Consider the following 20,988-nt stretch of genomic DNA (forward strand, 5'->3'; position numbering starts at 1 on the left):
TCAGACTCCGATGTTCGGCTGGGGGCCGGCGTAGGTCTTGACCAGGTTCGGCACGTCGGCCGCCGGGTCGAGCGTGTAGGAGTAGAAACTGTGCGGGTCGAACGCCGAACCCGACGTCTCCTTGCGGCCGCTGCTGTTGACCACGATCGAGCCGGACTGCTTCAGCTGCGCGGTGCTGTCCGGGTAGTACGGGTTGGTGACGTGGTCGAAGTAGCTGTTCTCCAGCACCATCCTGGTCGAGCCGCGGCTGTAGTTGCCGTAGCTGGAGATGTTCGCCAGGTAGTTGTTGTACAGGTGCGCGTAGGCCAGGTTGTCGGCGCTGGGGTTGCGCTGGTTGGTGTCGTGGATCCAGTTGTGGTGGATGGTCATCCGGGCGGTGACGTTGTCGGTCCAGCCGATGCCGAACGTCTTGTTGTGGTTGCCCATCACGTTCCACGACGCGGTGACGAACGTGGTGTCCTTGCGCGAGTCGATGTAGCCGTCGTTGATGTTCGTGAACGTATTGTGGTCGATCCACACGTGGTCGGCGGTGTCCATCTGGATGCCGTCGTAGTCGAAGTCCTTGTCGTCTGGGTCGTCGGAGGCGACCGCCGTGTCCCCGATCGTCAGGTTCCGGATGATGACGTTGTGGACGCCGGAGCCGAGGAAGAAGCCACCGGCCTTGATCCTGCCGTTCCGGCCGACGCCGATGATGGTCTTGTTCGAAGCGACCGGGATCTCGTACCCGTACGTCGGATACGTGATCGTGGTGTTGACCCGGATGACGTAGGCCGCGCTGTTCGTGGCGTACTTCAGCAGATCCGCGTAGGTGGTCACGGTGACGGTGGTCCCGCCGGCGCCGCCCGTGGTCCCTTGCGCGAAACCGTCCGCGGTGTTCGACCAGGTCCGTCCGCCGGTTCCCGTCGTCGGACCGGACGTCGACCCGCTGACGGAGTTGAAGGCGAACTGCATCCGGGCGACGTCGGAGCAGGTCTCCTCGACGATCGGGTTGTTGCCCGCCGTCGAACCGTCCTTGTCACTGATGCACAGCCCGGTGGCGACCGACTTCACCAGATACTTGCCGGCGGCCGCGCTGGACGCGGTGAACGTCCACAGCTGGTTGGCCTTCGTGCCGTCGCCGCAGCCGTACTGCTGCAGCTGGGTGCCGGACGTCGTCGACGAGCCCGGCACGTCGACGCACCGGCCGCTGTTCACGTTCGCCAGGTTGAACCGGCCGCCGGAGCGGTCGACCGCGGTCCACTGCTGGTCCTTCGCGGCCGTGTTGCAGGCGACCTGGACGAGCAGCGCGCTGTTGTCCGGCGACGCGCCGGTGACGTCGACGCACTTGCCGGACGCGCCGGACGCGAGGGTGTAGACGCCGCCGGCGACCGGGGCGGTGGCCGCCTCCGACGGCCACACGGCGACCGTCAGCACGGTCACCGGGACCGTGGCCGCGGCCAGTGCGATGGCGAGCTTCCTGCGAGTGTTCACAGCGGGTTCCATCCGTCCGTGCCGGCCAGATACTTCTGCGGCGTGTAGTTGGCGGCCTGCGCGTCACTGAGCTGCGGCCGGTTGCTGTTGGTCCCGGCGCCGGCGCCGGTGTTCCTGTACTCGGAGAACCGGGCGTTCTTCCACGAGTTGGCCGACATGTCGATCCACGGCTGGGACGTCCTGATCGTCGCGCTGAGGCTGGACTCCCGGTAAAGGACCTGTCCGGCCGCGCCCCACGGGCGCCCCAGCTGCGTGGTGTTGTTGACCGCGCCGGTGATGGTGCACCTGTAGAAGAGCAGGCCGTAGGTCTGCCCGGCGTCGGTGTTGGCGGCGGTGATCGGCCCGCCGGAGGTGCGCCGCTCGTGGATCGAGCTGTTGCTGAACACTGCGGTGCCGCCGCCGAAGATGAAGTCGACGGTGCCCTCGACGTAGGAGTTCACGATGTAGGAGCGGTAGTGGTAGACGAGCATCGTGTCCTGGTTGCCGAGGAACCGGACGTTGTTGTAGACGGCCCGGTCGGCGTTCAGGCTGGCCGCGACCGCCTGGCTGCCCTCGCCGTAGTCGTTGGACATGGTGAGGTTCTGGGCGATGAAGTCGTGGCCGTTGATGAACACGGTCGCGCTGCCCGCGGTGCCGTAGCCGCCGGCCGAGCTGTGGTTGTTCACGATGACCGTGTTGCTCGGCCCGGAGCCCAGGCCCTGCAGCGTGATGAAGGGCTTGTTGGCCGGGATGGTCACGATCTCGCGGTAGGTGCCGGCCTTGATGGTGATGACCCGCCGGCTGGTGTTGTTCGCCGGCACCGCGTCGATCGCGGCCTGCACCGTCCTGTAGGTGCCGGAGCCGTCGGCGGCCACCGTCGGTCTGGTCCCGGTGCCGGTGCTCGGCCCCGAGGTGGCGCCGGTGACGTAGTTGAACGAGAACTGCATCCGGGAGACGTCGGAGCAGGTCTCCTCGACGATCGGGTTGTTGCCCGCCGTCGAACCGTCCTTGTCACTGATGCACAGGCCGGTGGCGACCGACTTCACCAGATACTTGCCGGACGCGGCGCTGGACGCGGTGAACGTCCACAGCTGGTTGACCTTCGTGCCGTTGCCGCAACCGTACTGCTGCAGCTGCGTGCCGGGCGTGGTGGACGCGGACGGTACGTCGATGCACCGGCCGCTGTTGCCGTTGGCCAGGTTGAACTGGCTGTTCGCCTGGGCCACCGCCTTCCACTGCATGTGTGTGGCCGTCGCGTCGCAGGCGACCTGCACCAGCAGCGCACTGTTGTCCAACGACGCACCCACGACGTCGACGCACTTCCCGGACGCGCCGGAGGCCAGGGTGTACACCCCGCCGCCGACCGGTGCGGTGGCCGCCTGCGACGGCCAGACGGCCACGGTCAGCACGGTCACCGGCACGGCGGCGGCGGCCAGGGCGAAGGCGAGCGTTCTGCGTGTGTTCACAGGGGATTCCATCCTTCGGAGCCGGCCAGAGACAGCTGCGGCGTCTTCACCGTGATGCGGACGTTCGACTCGCGGTACAACACCTGCGCGTCCTGCCGCCACGGGCGGCCAGGCGGGGCGCTCCTGGCCGACGACACACCGGCGGCCAGGGTGTGCACGCTGCCGCCGGCCGGCGTCGCGGCCGCTACCGACGGCCTGACGGATGCGGCCGTGACGGCGGCGGATGTCGCGGCCGTGACGGCGGCCGCGGTGATGGTGCGGGGTGGGGACATGACAGTCCTCTTTCACAACGGGGGCTGAACCACTCCCGTAGATGACGAGGACTCCGCTGGATAACGAGAACTCGGAATACTTTGGTGAAAGCGCTGAGGTACCGGTGAAAGTTTCACGACTCGGACATCGACGCGCCCATGCCGTTGCCCGTGGTCAGGTAGTCCGTCGCCGGCAGGGTGCCGTCCGCGCGGCGCGGACCCTGCGCGGCGGTGGCGTCGGTGGACCGGAACATCGTCGCGTCCCAGGTGCCCTCGTCCCAGGTGTTGCGGCTGGTGTGGGCGCCAACGCTCAGGCTGGCGGAGTCATCGTTGCCGATCGCCACGTTGGAGCGCAGCGTCGCCGGGGTGGTGGGCAGGCCGAAGCCGGTGGCGCCGTTGCGGTAGGCGGTGTTGTTGGACAGCCGCAGCTCGGCCGGATTCCCCCCGTCGGCGAAGCCGTTGTGGATGTTGCCCCAGGCCGCGTTGTGCCGCACGCTGTGGCTCGCCGCGGCGGGTGGGCTGCCGCCGCCGAACGTGAAGCCGTTGCCGTTGCTCTTCCAGCCGGCCACGTTCCAGCGGTTGACGCCGTTGCCGAAGGCCCAATTGTGCTGGATGTCGATCGGGCTGGCGAAGTCGCCGAAGTCGAAGCCGTCGTCGGCGTTGTTGAACGCGCGGCAGCCGCGGACGATGTTGTCCGCGCCGGAGCCGAACTTGATGCCCAGGCCGATGCCGGACGAACCCTGGTCGGCGGGGTTGTGATTGCCGAAGAAGTCGCTGTCGAGCACCTGGTTGCCGGTCGTGCCCTCGCCCCGCAGGGTCAGCCCGGACTCGACGTTGTCGTGCATGGACAGGCGCCGGAACACGTTCTGCCGGCACGACACGCACACGTACGCGTGGCTGAGGGAGTTCTTGACCTCCAGGCCCTGCACGGTCCAGTAGCTGCCGTGCTGCGTGAACGCCCACTTGCCGGCCGGGATCCGGCTCGCGTCGATGACCGGCCTCTCGTCCTGGAACGCGCTGAGCGTGATCCGGTGCGTCTCGGTGCCGTTGGTGTCCAACACGACGGGTGCGCCCAGCCGGTAGGTTCCGCCGCGCAGCGCGATCGTCTGGCCCGGCTGCACGACCGACGCGGCCTTGTTGATCGTCGCGAACGGGTGCCCGATGCTGCCGTCGCCGCCGTCGTTGCCGTCCGGGGCGACGAAGTACTCGGCCCCGACGAGGCCGGAGGTGCTCGAAGGCCCCGCCTGGCCGCCCGGGGCCGCGGACCCGGCGGCGCCCGGCGGGTCGGGGGCGACCCCTCCCCCGGTGGCCCGCGGCGCGGCGACGTCGGCCGGGCGGTCCTCACCGGTCAGCGGTGTCTCGTACACCGCGAACGCCAGCCCGCCGCCGGCCACGACGACGACGGCGGCAATCGCGGCCGCCTTCGTCTGCACGAAGTGCTGCAGGTTCGCGAGCACGCCTTTGACCGGGAACAGCAGCGGCAGCGGCAGCGCGGCGATGCCCGGCAGCAGCTTCTCCGGCGCCAGCAGGTCGGCCGAGAGCTCCGAACAGCGCGGGCATCCGCGCACGTGCCGGGTGAGCCGCTTGCGCCAGAGCGCGTCGGTCGCGCCGTCCCACGCCGTGAGGACCTCCGCCAGGTCGGGGCATCGCGGCGTGGCATGCAGGGCGCGGACGAGACCGCGGGCGCCGTCGAGCTGGGCCCGCATCCGCTGCACCCGCACAGCGACATGCGTCGCCTTGATTCCCACGGCCGCGGCCAGCTCGGCCCGGGTCAGCTCCCCCGTCACCTCCTGCCACCACAGCGCGAGCAGGTGCCGGTCGGCGTCGTCGAGCCACTGCGTCGCCTCGGACAGCTCCTTGCGCTGCCCGGTGAGCATGAGCCCGGTGAGGCTGCGCTCCTCGACGTCACCCCCGGGGTCGGGCAGCTCCTCCGGCACCTCCCGCGCGGGCAGATGCCGTCGGGTCGCGCCGCGGAGGTGCATCTGCACCTGCCGGTAGGCGATCGCCACGACCCAGGACCGGAACCGGTCGGGCTCCCGCAGCCCCGGCAGCCCCCGGACGACCTGGATCATCGTCTCCTGGACGACGTCGTCGACGTCGGCGTGCCGGCGCAGGGCCCGCCCGGTGACGTTGTACACCAGCGGCAGATGCGCCGAGACGAGCGCGTCAAGGGCCCGGTCGTCGCCGCGCTGCGCGGCCTGCACAAGCGAGGTCGTGTCCTGCACCGGTACGGCCTCACCCTGTGTCACCACTGTTCCCTTCACCAGCACCCTCGGCGCCCGGCGGCCGCAACCACCCGCCGCTCCTGGCCGAGCCGAATGTTGGCACAACCGAACAGGCGTGTAAAGCTCCGGAAACACGGGCCGAAACTGGTTCGCAATTCTTGTTATCGCCCCCATCGCTGCGGCATCTACTCGATGCGGCCTCTGCGACAGTCACGCTCCGTGATGCCGTCACGGCCTGGAGCTGGAACGGGCTGGAGGGATTTGTGCTCGCCGCCACCAGCCCAAATATCGAACGTGAGTTGGCGGAACAGATTTCGCAACCGGCGGTCCGACCGCACTCGTCACCGCCACCGACACGGCACGACGATGTCGGCAACCGCGTGGGTCGGGTCCCTGCGGGACCCTGTCCGGTGGTGTTCCCAGCTCGATCCGGTCGGGCGGAAACCCCTCGCGGACAGCCACGTCCGAAGTGCGGTCCGGGCGTCTTCGAACTCGTGGTGACGCAGCACGTCGACCGCCATGATCGCCGGGCCGCCCGGCAGCCCGGATGCGACGACGCCGCCAGCGTCTCGATCGGCTCGAGGACCAGGAGACCCGCCTCGACCCTGACGCCGGCTGCCGTGCGCAGGTGACGGACGAACGGGTCCTCGACGATGGCCGCCCGTTGGCGTTGCAGTTCATGGGTGATCCGCCTGAGCGCCCCGGGGAGCCACGATGCGAGTTCGGCGGACGGGACCCGCCCATGCGCCACCGCCGTCGGCCGTGCGTCCAGATCCACCGAACAGAGCCGGAAGCCCGCCGCTGCCGGGACCCACCTGTCGTTGCTCGACACCGACCACCATGGTTTTCCCACCTCCTACGTCCGACGGTCAGTCCGTCGTGCCGACCTGCGCCGACCTACGCCGCCCGCGCCGGGACGGGCCAGGGTCATCCGGCCCGTCCCGGGAAGGGCCTCAGAACTCGAACACCAGCCGGGCCGGCACCGTGCCCGCCAGGATCTCGTCGAAACAGGTGTTGACCTCGTCGAGCTTGCGGGTCTGTGAGATGACCCGGGTCCGGCCGGCGGCGTGCAGGGCGAACACCTCCGCGAGGTCCTGGCGGGTGCCGACGATCGAGCCGATGATCGACTTACCACCGAGCACCGTGTCGAAGATGGGCACGGGGATGTTGCCGCCCGCGGGCAGGCCCACGCACACGAGACGGCCGCCCCGGGCCAGCGACCGCAGCGCCTGCTCGAACGGCTTCTCGTTGGCGGCAAGCACGACCGCGACGTCCGCCCCGCCGATCGCCTGGATCTCCGCGACGGGGTTGCTGGCGTGCGCATCGACGAGGTGGTCCGCGCCGAGCCGGCGGGCCAGTTCCAGCTTTTCCGGCTCGACGTCGACGGCGGTGACGAGGCCGCCGACGAGCCGTGCGTACTGCACCGCGAGGTGGCCGAGGCCGCCGACGCCGAAGACGGCGACCCGTTCGGCGGGACGCACGTGTGCCACCTTGATCGCCTTGTACGTGGTGACCCCGGCACAGGTCAGCGGTGCGGCATCCAGCGAGGAGACAGCGTCCGGCACTTCGACGACGCCGCGTTCGTAGGCGGCCGTGTATTCGGCGTACGCGCCGTTGACGGAGTAGCCGCTGTTGAGCTGGTGCTCGCACAGCGTCTCCCAGCCGGTCAGGCAGTACCGGCAGCGCCCGCATGCGGCGGCGAGCCAGGGAATCGCGACCCGTTTGCCCAGCCAGTCGCCGGCGACACCGTTGCCGACCGCTTCGACCACGCCGACGCCCTCGTGGCCGGGGATGAACGGTGGTGTGGGCTTCACCGGCCAGTCGCCGTGCGCGGCGTGGATGTCGGTGTGGCACAGCCCGGACGCCGTGATGCGCACAAGCATCTGGTCCGGTGCGGGGACGGGCCGCGGGAGTTCCTCGATCCGCAACGGTTGGTCGAATCCGGTGACGACGGCGGCCTTCATGACGGTACCTCCTGTGCTTGCACTCCCCCGTTTTCGGTGTGTTGCCGTGTGAGCCGTCCGGCGCGTTCCTTGATGCCGAGCAGCAACTTGCGTTCCATCACGAACAGGTCGACCAGCCGGTGGACGAGGGCGGCCCCGAACATCCGGACGCGCCTGCTCATCGCCGGTTCCCCGTCACACGTTCCGGGGGATCCTGCCGGTGCACGCCAGCACGCAGCGCATCACCTTGTGGCCGGGGTCCGCGGCGGGGTCGTACATCAGCGGGCAACCGCCGTCGATCACGGTCATGCCGTGGCTGCGGCCGTATGCGGTGGCTGTCGCGGACACGCTGCCGGCGTCCACGGAGCGGTGCATCCACACCTGCCGGATGCCGAGGTCGGCGCACTCCCGTACCGTCGCTTCGGCGGTCTCCGGTCGGGTGCCGATGACCACGGCGTCGACGCCGCCGGGAACTGCGCCGAGGTTCGGGTAGCAGCGGTCGCCCTCGGCCTTGTCGGTGTTCGGGTTGATCGCGAACACGTCGTAGCCGCGTTCCTTCAGCCGCCGGTACACGACGTTGCTGCCGTGACCCTGCGGTGTGCGGGACACACCGGTCACCGCGATGCGTTTGCTGGCAAGGAACTGCGATGCTGCCACTTTGGTGCGCATGTCGTCCTCCCTGAGTGTCGTTCAGTAGGTGGTGAGCCCGGCGGCAGCGAACGTCTCGCGGACCCGGGTCAGCAGAGTGGCGTCCGGTGGGGCCGTGTCGCGCAGCGCGAACGGGATGCCGAGCCGGTCGTACTTGGCGGCACCGAGGCGGTGGAAGGGCAGGACGTCAACGCGTTCCACGTTGCCGAGACCGGCCGCGAATCCGGCGACGCCGGCGACGTCGGCCGGGTTGTCGGTGAGGCCCGGGACGAGCACGTAGCGGACCCAGACGGGAGTTCCGCGGTCGGCGAGGCGGCGGGCGAAGTCCAGTGTCGGGCCGATCCCGGCGCCGGTGAGGCGGCGGTACCGGTCCGGGTTCCACGACTTGATGTCGAGCAGGACCAGGTCGGTGACGTCGAGGAGGCCGTCTGTGGCGCGGGCGCCGAGCGCGCCGGACGTGTCCAGGGCGGTATGCAGGCCGAGTTCCTTGGCACCGGCGAACAGCGCGTGCGTGAACCCGGGTTGCAGCAACGGTTCCCCACCGCTGACGGTGAGGCCGCCGCCGGTGGTCTGCACGAACGTGGCGAAGTTGCGGACCTGGCCGATGACCTGCTCGGCGGTGGTCGAGGTGCCGTCACGCAGGTGCCACGTGTCGGGGTTCTGGCAGTACAGGCAGCGCAGCGGGCAGCCGGCGAGGAACGCCACGAACCGGGTGCCGGGCCCGTCGACACCGGTGGAGACGTCCCAGGAGTGCAGCCGGCCCTGGACCGGACGCCACCAATCGGGGGAACCGGCGGCGTCCGGCCGGGTGGTCCCGTCGCGGGGGGCCGCTGACGGGACGATCGGGAGGCTCATGTCGAGCCGTGGAAGGTGCGGTTGACCACGTCGCGCTGCTGCTCCGGGGTCAGCCGGACGAAGTTGACCGCGTATCCGGAGACACGGATGGTCAGCTGCGGGTACCGCTCCGGGTGTTCCATCGCGTCGAGCAGGGTCGCCCGGTCCAGTACGTTGATGTTGAGGTGGAAGCCGCCGGCGGCGGTGTAGGCGTCGAGGATGCCGGCGAGGTTGGTGATCCGTTCGGTGTCGGCGCGGCCGAGGCCGTCGGGGGTGACGGTGCTGGTGAGGGAGATCCCGTCGCGGGCCGCGGCGTATGGCAGTTTCGCCACCGACAGGGCCGAGGCGACCATACCGTGGGTGTCGCGGCCGTTCATCGGGTTGGCGCCGGGTGCGAACGGCTCGCCGGCCCGGCGGCCGTCCGGCGTGTTGCCGGTGTGCCTGCCGTAGACGACGTTGGAGGTGATGGTGAGCACCGACTGGGTGTGGATCGCGTCGCGGTAGGTGGGGTTGGCGCGGACCTTGTCCATGAATGCCTCGACCAGCCAGACGGCGATGCTGTCGGCGCGGTCGTCGCCGTTGCCGTAGGCCGGGTAGTCGCCGTCGACGACGTAGTCGACGACCAGGCCGGTGGCGTCGCGGATCGGCTCGACGTGGGCGTAGCGGATCGCGGCGAGGCTGTCGGCGGCGACGGAGAGTCCGGCGATGCCGCAGGCGAGGAACCGGCGGACCGGGTAGTCGTGCAGCGCCATCTCGAGGCGCTCGTAGGCGTACTTGTCGTGCATGTAGTGGATGATGTTGAGCGCCTCCACGTACGTGCGGGCGAGCCAGTCCAGGGTCCGGTCGAACGCGGCGAGGACCTCGTCGTAGTCCAGGACGTCTCCGGTGATCGGCGGGGTCGCGGGTGCGACCTGGGCCCCGGTCATCTCGTCGCGGCCGCCGTTGATGGCGTACAGCAGCGCCTTGGCGACGTTGACCCGGGCGCCGAAGAACTGCATGTCCTTGCCGACGCGCATCGCCGAGACGCAGCAGGCGATCGCGGTGTCGTCGTCGCTGTAGCGGCGCAGCAGGTCGTCGTTCTCGTACTGGATGGCGCTGGTATCGAGGGACACCTTCGCGCAGAAGCGTTTGAACGGCTCCGGCAGCGCCGGCGACCACAGCACCGTCAGGTTCGGTTCCGGTGCCGGGCCCAGGTTGTACAGCGTCTGCAGGTATCGCATCGACGTCTTCGTCACCAGGGTCCGCCCGTCGGCGCCCATCCCGCCGATCGACTCGGTGACCCAGGTCGGGTCGCCGGAGAACAGCTGGTCGTACCCGGGCGTGCGCAGGAACCGGATGATGCGCAGTTTCATGACGAAGTCGTCGATGAGTTCCTGCGCGCCGGACTCGGTGAGCCGGCCCTCGGCGAGGTCGCGTTCGAAGTAGATGTCCAGGAACGTCGAGGTGCGCCCGAGCGACATCGCGGCGCCGTTCTGCTCCTTGGTGGCGGCGAGGTACGCGAAGTACAGCCACTGCACGGCCTCCCGCGCGGTGCGGGCCGGGCCGGAGATGTCGTAGCCGTAGCCCGCGGCCATCGCCTTGAGCTCCTCCAGGGCCCGCAGCTGCTCGGCGAGTTCCTCGCGGTCGCGGATGACGTCGGCGACCGCCGCGCAGGTGTCGAGAGTGGCCTTTTCCAGGCGCTTCGCGGTGATGAGGAAGTCGACCCCGTACAGCGGCACCCGCCGGTAGTCGCCGATGATGCGGCCCCGCCCGTACGCATCCGGCAGACCCGTGATGACGCCCGCCTTCCGCGCGGCGAGGATCTGCGGCGTGTACGCGTCGAACACCCCGGCGTTGTGGGTCTTGCGGTACCGGGTGAAGACCTCCTTGACGGCGGGGTCGAGCTCGTACCCGTACGCCTGCAGCCCGTTCTCCACCATCCGCAACCCGCCGAACGGCATGATCGCCCGGCGCAGCGGCGCGTCGGTCTGCAGCCCGACGATGAGTTCGTGCTCGCGATCGATGTACCCGGGCGCGTGCGCGGTGATCGACGCCGGAGTGTGCGCGTCGACGTCGTAGATCCCACGCTCCCGCTCCTGCGGGAACATCGCGGTCAGCAGCCCCCACACGTGCGTGGTCCGCGGCGTCGGACCGGCCAGGAATCCTTCGTCCCAGTGGTACGGGTGGACGTTGGCGCGGACGAACCCGGCCACGTCGACCTGGTCACGCCACGCGCCTCCGTGGAAGCCGCGCCAGGCGGCGACCTCGACCGGGGCGCTGATGGTGGTCATCGGTTCCTCCTCGATGGTTCCTGCTGCGGTTCAAGCCTCGCCCTGCACGGCCGGCGGCGGCAGGGCCGGAAGTCCTGCCGCCTTGGGATGCCTGTCAGGTGTTCACTTCAGCCACGGCGCCCTGCTGACCAGCGCTGTCTTCCCCCACCACGTCCCAAGGCCGAGCGTGTTGCCGGCCTGGGTCAGCGCGAGCCCGACGATGGTGCCGGCGTAGATCAGGTGATCGTCCATGAACGGGTTGTTCTCCGGCGGCAGCACCGCAGTCCACATGAGCACGAGCAGCAGCGCCCCGGCGACGGCCGCGACCCGCATGCCGATGCCGAGGATCAGCGCGACACCGATGCCCAACAGCCCGAGCATGAACAGCCAGTCCGCCCAGCCGGCACCCGCGAAGCTGTGGTAGAAGTCCTTGAACGGGCCGGCAACCGCGCGGCCGAGGAACCCGTTGGTGGGGCTGCCGCCGTTGATCCAGGCGGCCTTCTCGGCGGTCTCGTGGCCGAGCCCGAACAGCTTGTCGAGGAACGCCCACAGGAAGACCCAGCCGAGCGCGATGCGCACGCCGGCGAAGACGTACCGGCTGGCGTTCGCGGCCTTCGGGCCGGTCGTGGTGGTGTCGGTGCGTGCGCCGCCGTGGGCGAGGGTGGCCATTGTTCTCGCATCCCTTCGGGGTGAGGTATCGGCCTCATGTGCTGACGTGACCAGACTCGCGTTCATTGATGATCGCCAGCAGAGTCGACCGGTCCCCAGCGGCGGGACAAAGGTCCTGCGGCGTCGTCGGTACAGCGCCGAAGGTCCCGGGCGGGAAGGGCCGCACGGACGCGGATTGATGACCTTCGCCCCATCCGCCGACGCGCCTTGCGCACGGAGGCTGACGGCAGCGCTCACACCGACTGGAGACCGCCGGCATGGGTACACAGGCACGAACGACGCCTCGCCGGGTCCGGGACGCACAGGCGGAGGCGCAGCGGCGCACGCACAGACGGCACTCGTGGTCGTCGTGACGTACGGCAGCGCACTTGTCGCCTAGATTCCACGGAGCTGAGCCATGGCGCACATGTTGATCGTCACCGCCGTCGTCGTCCTGGTGTATGGCCTGGCAGCCGCGGCCGTGCTGGCCGTCTACCGGGCCGCCGACGACGCCGCAGGGACCCGCGCGGCGCTGGCCGTCCGGCGGATCACGCAACGACGGGCGGAGCAGCAGCAGCGCCCGGCCGATGAGCAGCTCGGGCTGGCCGAGGCCGCCGTCGCCCGGCGGGTGGTCGCCGGACGCCTCGACCCGGCCGCATACCAGCGGACGATGGCAGCGATCGCAGCGCAGGACGCCGTGTCGCACCCGCTCACCGCGCCCGAACCGCCCTGATAGTGCCACGGACCCGCCGTGAAGGGGTCCTTCGGCCCGTACGCCGGGGGCAGCCGCAGGGCATCGTGGGCGGCGAAGGGGGTAGACCGATGAACGACCTACGCGTCCGAGATGTCATGAACCCGTCGGTGGTCGTCGTGACCGCCGACTGCACCTGCGAGCACGTCGTCGACGTCATCACCGAATTCGGCGTGAGCGGTGTCCCGGTCGTCCGCGACGACGACCGGGTGATCGGCATCATCTCCGAGGCGGACCTGCTGCCGAGATTGCATCCGGCCGATGCCGTGCCATCGCCCGGCGAACCCGCGGCAGTACGGCGCAAGGCGGACGCCCACACCGCCGGAGAGCTGATGACCGCACCGCCGGTCACGGTGACCGCCGGCTCTCTCGTGAGCACCGCCGCCGCGCTGATGGAACAGCACCGGGTGAAGCGGCTGCCGGTGCTCGACGACGCTACCGGGATCCTCGTCGGGATCGTCACCCGCCGGGATCTGTTGCGTGGCGCTCTGCGATCCGACGAGACGATCGAACGTGAGCTCATGGAGGAGTTGCTCGTCCACGGTCTGTGGTTCGAGCGGGCGGGCATCACCGCCGCGGTCCAGGACGGCGTGGTGACCCTGTCCGGCAGCGCAGAGCACCGTCGTGACGCGCTGACGGCGGTCAGGATCGCCGGCGCCGTGGACGGCGTGGTGACAGTCCTCGACAACACCAGCTCACCGATCGACACAGCGCCTGTGGTTGCCGCTGGCCTCGCCGGTACGGCGTCCGGATGAACGCCGGACCGGCGAGGCCGGCGGCCCCGGCCGACTGCCTGACTGCGGACGGCAGGGTCGTCCGGGTCCGGCCCGTCACGACATCGGACATGCCCGCCCTGCTCGCGTTGCACGAGGGCATGTCCGCGCAGAACCGTTACCTACGGTTCTTCAGCGCCGGCGCCGGGCTCGACGCGGAGGTCCGACGGCTGACCAGGCCCGCGGACGAGCAGCACCTCGCGCTGCTCGTCCTGCACGGCGACGAGGTCCTCGCCGCCGGCTCCTACGAACGGGTGGGCGCGGACCAGGCGGACTTCGCCCTCCTCGTGCACGACGAGCACCACGGCGAAGGCCTCGGCACCCTGCTGCTGGAACACCTGGCCGCGGCCGCCCGGCGTCAGGGCGTCACGGAGCTCATCGGGGACGTCCTGGCCGGCAACGGCGCGATGCTGCGCGTCAGCCGTGGCGTCGCGCCCGGCGTGCCACGCACGTCCAGCGATCCTGGTGTCGTCCGGGTACGGATCCCGACGCTGCCTGACGAGGCCGCGCTCGCGGCCGTCGACGAGCGTGACCGCACCGCCGCTTACCAGTCGCTCAGGCCACTGCTCGCGCCGGCCTCCGTGGTGGTGATCGGCGCCGGCCGGCAACCCGGCAGCGCCGGCCACGAGGTCCTCGCCGCGCTCATCGCCAGCGGGTACGACGGCGAACTCTTCGCGGTCAACCCTCGCGCCCGGGACGTCTGCGGCCTGCCCGCGCTGCCGTCCGTCGCGCTGGTCGGTGAGGCGATCGACCTGGCGATCGTCGCCGTCCCCGGCAGAGCCGCGCCCGACGTGCTACGCGAGTGCTGCGCCGCCGGCGTCCGCGCCGCGGTCGTCCTGACCTCCGACCTGGACGACACCGTACGAAATGACCTGGTCCGCATGGCACGACGGCACGGCATGCGGCTGGTCGGCCCCGACAGCCTCGGTGTGCTCAACACCGACCCGAAGGTGCGGCTCACGGCAACGTTCGCCGCGACGCTCCCCCCTGCCGGTGGACTCGCCGTCGCGTCACAGTCCGGGGCGATCGGCGTGGCGATCCTGGAGGCCGCCGCCCACGACGGCGTCGGCGTGTCCAGTTTCGTGTCACTCGGCGACAAGGCCGACGTCAGCGGTAACGATCTGCTGGCGTACTGGCACGACGACCCGGCCACCCAAGCGGTCGCGCTGTACCTCGAGTCGTTCGGCAACCCACGACGGTTCGCCACGGTCGCCCGGGCGATCGGCCGCCGCAAGCCGGTGCTGGCCGTGAAGAGCGGCCGGCACGCGGCGGCCGACGGCACGGTCGACGCGCTCTTCCGGCAGGCGGGCGTCATCCGCACCGACACGCTCGGCGAACTGCTCGACACGGCCAGGATCCTGGTCGATCAGCCCCTGCCGGTCGGCGGCCGGCTCGCGGTCGTCGGCAACGCCCGCGGGCTCAACGTGCTGGCGGCCGACACCGCCGCAGCCGCCGGCCTCACCCTGACCGCGTTCGGTGCCGCGACCACCGACCGGCTCAGACGGCTGGTGCCTGATGGGCAGGACAACGGCAACCCGGTCGACCTCGGCACCGCGGCCACCGCGGAGTCCATGGCCGGCGCGGTCCGGCTGGCGGCCGATTCCGGCGAGGCGGACCTGCTCGTGGTCACCTTTGTCGCGACCCGCACGAACGACGGCGCGGCGGCGCTGCGCGCGGTGGCCGCGGCCGCCGACGCGGTCCCGGACCTGCCGGTCGCGGTCGTGGCGGTCGGTGTCCCCGACACCCCCGCCGCGCTCGGCCGGCGCCGCGTGCCCGTGTACCGCCTGCCGGAGCCCGCCGTGCATGCGTTGGGCCGGGCGGTGCGGTACGCCGCGTGGCAACGCGAACCGCTCGGCGGGCGTCCCGCACTGTCCGGCGTTGACGCACCCGCCGCTCGTGAGATCGTCGGTCGGGCGCTCCGCGGCGGCGGGTGGCAGCCGGCAGGTGTCGCCCGGCAGCTGCTGCGGGCGTACGGCATACCGGTCCTCGAGGCCCACCGTGCCGACGGCACCGCCGCAGCCGTCGCCGTCGCCGCGAGCCTCGGCTATCCGGTCGCACTGAAGGCGGCCGACCCCGGGCAGCGTACGGACCGCGCGATCCAGCTCGGTCTTGCCGATGAAGCGGCTGTGCGGCACGCCTGCCACCTGATCGGTGCGGCGCTCGGCGAGGACGATCCGGCAGTGGTGGTGCAGCGGATGGCCGCCCCTGGTGTCGAACTGTTCGCCGGGATCACCCACGACCCGTTGTTCGGTTCGCTGGTGACGGTCGGCCTCGGCGGGCCCGCCGAGTTGCGCGGTGACCCGGTCCTGCGGCTCCTGCCGGTCACCGACCGGGACGCCGCGACCATGTGGCGGTCGCTGCGCGGCGCGTCGCTGCTGGCCAGCCATCGAGGTGACGCGGCCGCGGACACGGAAGCGTTGGAAGATCTTCTGCTCCGGCTGGGGCGGCTCGCGGAGGACCTCCCCGAGGTCGCGGAACTCGCGCTCGAACCGGTGCTGGCAGGAAAGTCCGGGTGCATGGTCGTCGACGTGCGGCTCAGGCTGTCCGCGGTCGGCAGCGAACCGGATCCGTACCTGCGGGACCTGCTGCAACGTCCGAGCATCGACGCCAACCGGGAGCCGAACCCATGACACACCTGGAAGTCGCGGGCCCGTCGACCGTCGCCAGTCCTCACGGCACGATACTGGTGCCGGCGACGGAGCACCGCGCTGACAGGTCACGACCTGGTTGGTGTCAGAACATCACGGGCGCCTGATACCCCGTCGACTGGTCACTGGCGTCGTCCAGGTCGAACGACAGTTGAATGACGACGTCGACAACCCCGTCGACGCGCTCGACCTGTCGAACCAGGGCCGGGATGAACGAGCCACGCTCGACCTCGCCCAGCAGGGTGACGATGCCGTCGTCGACCTCAACCCGCAGCTTCGACCCGTCGACGCCGACGAGCCCGTCCATGGCCTCGGCGACGATCTCCCGGTGGATCTCCTCATCGGGGCGCAGGAACACCTTCAGCAGATCCCGGCGGGTCACCATGCCGATGAGCCGGCCCATGTCGTCGACGACCGGGAGCCGCTTGAGCGCTTCCGACTCCATGATCCGTGCGGCGGCGACGACGGACGTGGTGCTCATGACCGTGATGGCCGGAGCGTTCATCAGCTCACCTGCAGCGGTCGCGTGTGCCTTGCCGCGCGCCTGGCGGGTATGCCGGTGCTCGAACAACCGCAGATGGTCGTCTTCACCGGCGAACTCGATCTTCGGGACCAGGTCCGCCGACGACACCACGCCGACGACCCGGTCGAATCCGTCGACGACCGGGGCAGCATTGATACCGTGCGCGTCCAGAAGGTCGACGATCTCCTTGAACGGCGTGTCCTCCTGCACCGATATCGCGCCGATCGTCATCACATCTGTGACGTTCCAGCGGCCCATGGCATTGCCTCCTTGTCACGCTGATGTCTTCCATCTCGTTGTCCTGAGCCGACCGTATGGCTCGACGGACATGCGCAGCAGGGCACAACGGCACCTCTGCGGGTGACGTTCGACCGGCCCCCCCGTCCAGGTCCATCGGCCCTGTCCCGGGCAAGCAGCGGTGCATAGCTTCGAGACGGACCCCTTGGAGGTGCGCTGTGGCGTTGACCGTGGCGACCAGGATGACCGCGGGAGCGGCCACCATCGGTGAACGTGCCTGCCTGCAGGACCTTGTCGACGTTGTCGACAGTCGCTGGGCGGTTGATGCCGCCATCGTGGCCGTCGTCGACGACTTCGGCCGTCTGCTCGGTGCCGTCGAAGCCGCTGATCACCCGGACCTGTTCGGCTGCACCGCCGGGTCCCGCGTCGCCGGCACGCCCCGACACCGTCGCCGCCGCGCCGGGCAACGCCTGGCGGTCGCCGGTGACCTCATGACCGCCGCCCTCGCCGTGCCCGAGACGTGGCCGGTGGCCCGGGCCTCGCGAGCGCTCATCGCGGCCGGTGTCGACGCGGCGTTTGTCGTGGACGACCTGGGCGTCGTACGGGGCACTCTCACCATCCGCCAGTGCCAGCCGGCGCCAGCGGTTCGTACCGCGCCGAAGGAGGCCGGCCGTGACCAAGTACGTGTATGACTTCGCCGAGGGCAGCAAGGAACTCAAGGACCTGCTCGGCGGCAAGGGTGGCAACCTCGCCGAGATGGCGAATCTCGGGTTGCCGGTGCCGCCCGGCTTCACAGTCACGACTGACGCGTGCCGCGCGTACCTGCGCACCGGCGACGAACCGTTCGGCCTCGCCGACGAAATCGACCTGCATCTGGAGCGGCTGGAACGGCAGGCGGGCCGGCGGCTCGGCGACACCGCCGACCCGTTGCTGGTCTCCGTGCGCTCCGGTGCGAAGTTCTCGATGCCGGGCATGATGGAGACGATCCTCAACGTCGGGCTGACCGACACGACCGTCATCGGCCTGGCCGCGCAGACCGGCGGCGACGAGCGGTTCGCCTGGGACTCCTACCGGCGGCTGATCCAGATGTTCGGCAAGACCGTCTGCGACGTCCCCGGCGAGCAGTTCGACCGCGCGCTGGACGCGGTGAAGGCGACCAAGGGCACCGCCGACGACCTCGGCCTGGACGCCGGCGACCTGCAGGCGCTCGTCACGACCTACAAGGAGATCTTCACCGCACACACCGGACGATCGTTCCCGCAGGACCCGCGAGACCAACTCGACCAGTCGATCCGAGCCGTCTTCAGCTCCTGGAACGCCGAACGTGCCGTGCTGTACCGCCGCCAGGAGCACATCCCCGCCGACCTCGGCACCGCCGTCAACATCGTCGCCATGGTCTTCGGCAACCTCGGCCCCGACTCCGGCACCGGCGTGGCGTTCACCCGCGACCCGGCCACCGGCGCCCCCGGCGTCTACGGCGACTACCTCGCCAACGCCCAGGGCGAGGACGTCGTCGCCGGCATCCGCAACACCATGCCGCTGCAGGACCTCGCCCGCCTCGACCGGCGCTCCTATGACGAACTCCTGGCGATCATGGCGAAGCTCGAGACGCACTACCGGGACCTGTGCGACATCGAGTTCACCATCGAACGCGGCAAGCTGTGGATGCTGCAGACCCGGGTCGGCAAACGGACCGCGGCGGCGGCGTTCGTCATCGCCACGCAACTGATCGACGACGGCGTCATCGACGCCGACGAGGCGCTGACCCGGGTGACCGGGGCGCAGCTCGCGCAGCTGATGTTCCCCGCCTTCGACCTCGCCGGCCGGCCGGAACGCATCGCCACCGGCATCGCCGCGTCGCCCGGCGCGGCGGTCGGCGCGGTGGTCTTCGACGCCCGGCAGGCCGCGGAGGTCGCCGCAAGCGGGACGGCGGTGATCCTGGTCCGCCGGGAGACGAACCCCGACGACCTGCCCGGCATGATCGCCGCGCAGGGCATCCTGACCAGCCGCGGCGGCAAGACCTCCCACGCCGCCGTCGTCGCCCGCGGGATGGGCAAGACGTGCGTGTGCGGCGCCGACGGCATCGACGTCGACGTCGACCGCCGGCAATTCACCATCGACGGCGGACACGTCGTGCGCGAGGGCGACATCGTCTCCATCGACGGCACCACCGGCAGCGTCTTCCTCGGCGCGGTCCCGGTCCAGCCGTCGCCGGTCGTGCGCTACTTCGAAGGCGCCCTCTCTCCCGGCGCCGACCCACTCGTCGCCGCCGTCGACCGGCTCCTCAGCCACGCCGACAAGGTTCGGCGGCTCGCGGTGCGGGCCAACGCCGACACGTTCGACGACGCCGCCCGCGCCCGCCGCTTCGGCGCGCAGGGCATCGGCCTGTGTCGCACCGAGCACATGTTCCTGGGGGAACGGCGACCGCTCGTCGAGCGGCTCATCCTCGCCCGCACCGGCGCGGAACGCGATGCCGCACTGGCGGACCTGCTGCCGTTGCAACGCGCGGACTTCGTGCATCTGTTCCAGGCCATGAACGGGCTGCCGGTCACGATCCGGCTGATCGACCCGCCGCTGCACGAATTCCTGCCGACGCTTCCCGAACTGTCGGTCAAGGTCGCCCTCGCCGAGTCACGCGGCGAGCCGGACGGCCACGACCGGGCGCTGCTGGACGCGGTCCAGCGCATGCACGAGGAGAACCCGATGCTCGGCCTGCGCGGGGTCCGCCTCGGTCTGGTCGTGCCCGGGCTGTTCGCGATGCAGATCCGCGCCGTCGCCGAGGCCACCCTCGCCTGCCGGGAGCAGGGTGTCACGGTCCGCCCCGAGATCATGGTGCCGCTCGTCGGTGCCGTGCAGGAGCTCGAGGCCGTCCGCGAGGAGGCGCTGCAGCTGCTGCGTGCGCTCGGCGTGGACGCCAGGATCGGCACCATGATCGAGGTGCCACGTGCCGCGCTCACCGCCGGTGAGATCGCCCGCGCCGCGGACTTCTTCTCCTTCGGCACGAACGACCTCACCCAGATGGGCTGGGGCTTCTCCCGCGACGACGTCGAGGGGGCGTTCTTCACCCGCTACCTGGAGCTCGGCATCTTCGGCGTCTCACCGTTCGAGTCGATCGACCGCGACGGCGTCGGCCGGCTGGTCCGCATCGCCGTCGACGAGGGCCGCCGCACCCGCCCGGATCTGCACATCGGCGTCTGCGGTGAACACGGCGGCGACCCCGAGTCCATCCACTTCTTCCACGACGCCGGGCTGGACTACGTGTCGTGCTCCCCGTTCCGGGTGCCGGTCGCACGGCTGGAGGCGGGACGCAGCGCAGTCGCTGCGTCCGGCTCCGACACCCGCTGACGTGACCGACGCGCGCCCGGGACGGAGGTCCCGGGCGGTCAGTCCACGATCTCGATGACCTGCTCGCCCGGTAGGCGTGGCGTGTGCGCCGGGCCCGCGTGGTCGGGATCGCTGGTACCCAACCGCAGCACCAGGTATGGGTAGCCAACCTCGCCGAGTATCCGCCGCAGTGCCTGCCGGGTGAAGTCCAGCTCGACAGGGCTGCTCAGCGGCAGCACCGCAGCCCCCCGATGGATCGCGGCGAGCCAGATCTCGCTCAACGCTTCCCCGGCGCGCAGCCAGTCGGCCGGCTCGTCGCCGTCGCCGTACAGCACCGCGTAGGCAGCGGCGTTGTCGTGACCGGCGCCGGCCTCCAGGGTGCCGCTGACTCCGAAGTCGCGTTCGGCGACCGTGGTGAGCGGCAGTTCGGCGGGGATCACAGCGTCGGGCAGCCCGGTGCCGGCCGGGCGGTCCCCGCCGACCCAGGTCGCGGTCTCGGCGATCATCCGTACGTCGTGCCGCTGGGCGTCACCGGCGTGTTCGATCATGACGGCGAGCTCCAGGACCTGATCCCGGCTCAGTACCTGCAGGCGCGCTCCTCCCAGCCGGGCCGCGTCCACGAGCGCCTCCCGCACATCCGGCGCGACCGGCTCATCGCTGACCACCCGGCGGTCGGTCCGCCGGATCAGCAGCAGCTGCAGGCGATGCATCGCGTGCGGGTCCACTGATCCTGCCGCTTCGGCGTGGATGACGGCGAGCGGTTCGGCGGCGGGCCGTTCGACCCGGTGCGTCCAGCCCTCGGCGTCCAGGGCGACCCGGGCATGGTGCAGGGCGGCGCCGCAGCTGAGGAGCATCAGCCGGCCGGCTGGGTCCTGCTCGCGCAGTTGCCGGCCGGTCACCGCGTACAGCTCCAGGCGGGCGCCTCGGACGACCCACCGCCACGGCTGGGTGTTGTGCACGGACGGCGCCAGCCGGGCGGTGTCAGCCGCCCGGGCCAGCGCCACAGTTGCCGTGGTCAT

17 protein-coding genes are annotated in these 20,988 nt (G+C 70.6%); 5 read left to right on the top strand and 12 right to left on the bottom strand.

Going from position 1 to position 20,988, the window contains the following annotated elements:
- The 10 genes from ACFPIJ_RS16195 to ACFPIJ_RS16240 form a co-directional block, all read right to left on the bottom strand.
- On the bottom strand, positions 1-1,470 hold the full coding sequence (locus ACFPIJ_RS16195) for an RICIN domain-containing protein (protein ID WP_380115788.1): 1,470 nt from the start codon (positions 1,468-1,470) through the stop codon (positions 1-3).
- Positions 1,467-2,915 carry a pectinesterase family protein gene (locus tag ACFPIJ_RS16200; protein ID WP_380115789.1) on the bottom strand — a complete coding sequence of 483 codons (1,449 nt, stop codon included), beginning with the start codon at positions 2,913-2,915 and terminating at the stop codon, positions 1,467-1,469. The genes ACFPIJ_RS16195 and ACFPIJ_RS16200 overlap by 4 nt, the downstream gene beginning before the upstream one ends.
- The gene (locus tag ACFPIJ_RS16205) at positions 2,912-3,187 is read right to left on the bottom strand and encodes a hypothetical protein (protein WP_380115790.1); all 276 of its coding nucleotides are present in this window, start codon (positions 3,185-3,187) and stop codon (positions 2,912-2,914) included. Before ACFPIJ_RS16205 ends, ACFPIJ_RS16200 begins: the two co-directional genes overlap by 4 nt.
- A gap of 113 nt (positions 3,188-3,300) precedes the next feature.
- Positions 3,301-5,415, bottom strand: coding sequence for a sigma-70 family RNA polymerase sigma factor (locus ACFPIJ_RS16210; RefSeq protein ID WP_380115791.1), 2,115 nt, complete (start codon positions 5,413-5,415; stop codon positions 3,301-3,303).
- 929 nt (positions 5,416-6,344) lie between these two features.
- Positions 6,345-7,355, bottom strand: a complete 1,011-nt coding sequence (locus ACFPIJ_RS16215; protein ID WP_380115792.1) for a zinc-dependent alcohol dehydrogenase — start codon at positions 7,353-7,355, stop codon at positions 6,345-6,347.
- Positions 7,352-7,516, bottom strand: a complete 165-nt coding sequence (locus tag ACFPIJ_RS16220; protein WP_380115794.1) for a hypothetical protein — start codon at positions 7,514-7,516, stop codon at positions 7,352-7,354. The genes ACFPIJ_RS16215 and ACFPIJ_RS16220 overlap by 4 nt, the downstream gene beginning before the upstream one ends.
- Before the next feature lie 13 nt (positions 7,517-7,529).
- Positions 7,530-8,003 carry a CoA-binding protein gene (locus ACFPIJ_RS16225; protein ID WP_380115796.1) on the bottom strand — a complete coding sequence of 158 codons (474 nt, stop codon included), beginning with the start codon at positions 8,001-8,003 and terminating at the stop codon, positions 7,530-7,532.
- Positions 8,004-8,024: 21 nt separating this feature from the next.
- Complete coding sequence (gene pflA, locus ACFPIJ_RS16230; protein WP_380115798.1) at positions 8,025-8,837, bottom strand: pyruvate formate-lyase-activating protein; 813 nt, start codon at positions 8,835-8,837, stop codon at positions 8,025-8,027.
- Positions 8,834-11,086 carry a formate C-acetyltransferase gene (gene pflB / locus ACFPIJ_RS16235; protein ID WP_380115799.1) on the bottom strand — a complete coding sequence of 751 codons (2,253 nt, stop codon included), beginning with the start codon at positions 11,084-11,086 and terminating at the stop codon, positions 8,834-8,836. Before pflB ends, pflA begins: the two co-directional genes overlap by 4 nt.
- Before the next feature lie 102 nt (positions 11,087-11,188).
- The gene (locus ACFPIJ_RS16240; RefSeq protein WP_380115801.1) at positions 11,189-11,734 is read right to left on the bottom strand and encodes a DoxX family membrane protein; all 546 of its coding nucleotides are present in this window, start codon (positions 11,732-11,734) and stop codon (positions 11,189-11,191) included.
- Between the two features lie 397 nt (positions 11,735-12,131).
- On the opposite strand from ACFPIJ_RS16240, the gene ACFPIJ_RS16245 reads away from it, so the two are divergent.
- The 3 genes from ACFPIJ_RS16245 (at position 12,132) to ACFPIJ_RS16255 (ending at position 15,867) form a co-directional block, all read left to right on the top strand.
- Positions 12,132-12,446 carry a hypothetical protein gene (locus ACFPIJ_RS16245; protein WP_380115803.1) on the top strand — a complete coding sequence of 105 codons (315 nt, stop codon included), beginning with the start codon at positions 12,132-12,134 and terminating at the stop codon, positions 12,444-12,446.
- Positions 12,447-12,535: 89 nt separating this feature from the next.
- Positions 12,536-13,219 (top strand): CBS domain-containing protein, encoded by a 684-nt coding sequence (locus ACFPIJ_RS16250; protein ID WP_380115805.1) that lies wholly within the window; start codon positions 12,536-12,538, stop codon positions 13,217-13,219.
- Positions 13,220-13,308: 89 nt separating this feature from the next.
- Complete coding sequence (locus ACFPIJ_RS16255) at positions 13,309-15,867, top strand: bifunctional acetate--CoA ligase family protein/GNAT family N-acetyltransferase (RefSeq protein ID WP_380115807.1); 2,559 nt, start codon at positions 13,309-13,311, stop codon at positions 15,865-15,867.
- A 103-nt stretch (positions 15,868-15,970) separates the two neighbouring features.
- Here ACFPIJ_RS16255 and ACFPIJ_RS16260 read toward each other — a convergent pair whose 3' ends face one another.
- The gene (locus ACFPIJ_RS16260; protein WP_380115808.1) at positions 15,971-16,666 is read right to left on the bottom strand and encodes a CBS domain-containing protein; all 696 of its coding nucleotides are present in this window, start codon (positions 16,664-16,666) and stop codon (positions 15,971-15,973) included.
- Positions 16,667-16,863: 197 nt separating this feature from the next.
- Here ACFPIJ_RS16260 and ACFPIJ_RS16265 point away from each other — a divergent pair, with 197 nt between their 5' ends.
- Together ACFPIJ_RS16265 and ppdK are read left to right on the top strand one after the other, a co-directional pair.
- Positions 16,864-17,337, top strand: coding sequence for a CBS domain-containing protein (locus tag ACFPIJ_RS16265; RefSeq protein WP_380115809.1), 474 nt, complete (start codon positions 16,864-16,866; stop codon positions 17,335-17,337).
- Entirely contained in the window at positions 17,318-19,990 is a 2,673-nt protein-coding gene (gene ppdK / locus ACFPIJ_RS16270) for a pyruvate, phosphate dikinase (RefSeq protein ID WP_380115810.1), read from the top strand. The genes ACFPIJ_RS16265 and ppdK overlap by 20 nt, the downstream gene beginning before the upstream one ends.
- A 38-nt stretch (positions 19,991-20,028) precedes the next feature.
- Here the strand turns inward: ppdK and ACFPIJ_RS16275 are convergent, their stop codons facing one another.
- Complete coding sequence (locus tag ACFPIJ_RS16275) at positions 20,029-20,988, bottom strand: Acg family FMN-binding oxidoreductase (protein ID WP_380115811.1); 960 nt, start codon at positions 20,986-20,988, stop codon at positions 20,029-20,031.

This window comes from Dactylosporangium cerinum, assembly GCF_042653625.1.
Taxonomy (GTDB): domain Bacteria; phylum Actinomycetota; class Actinomycetes; order Mycobacteriales; family Micromonosporaceae; genus Dactylosporangium; species Dactylosporangium cerinum.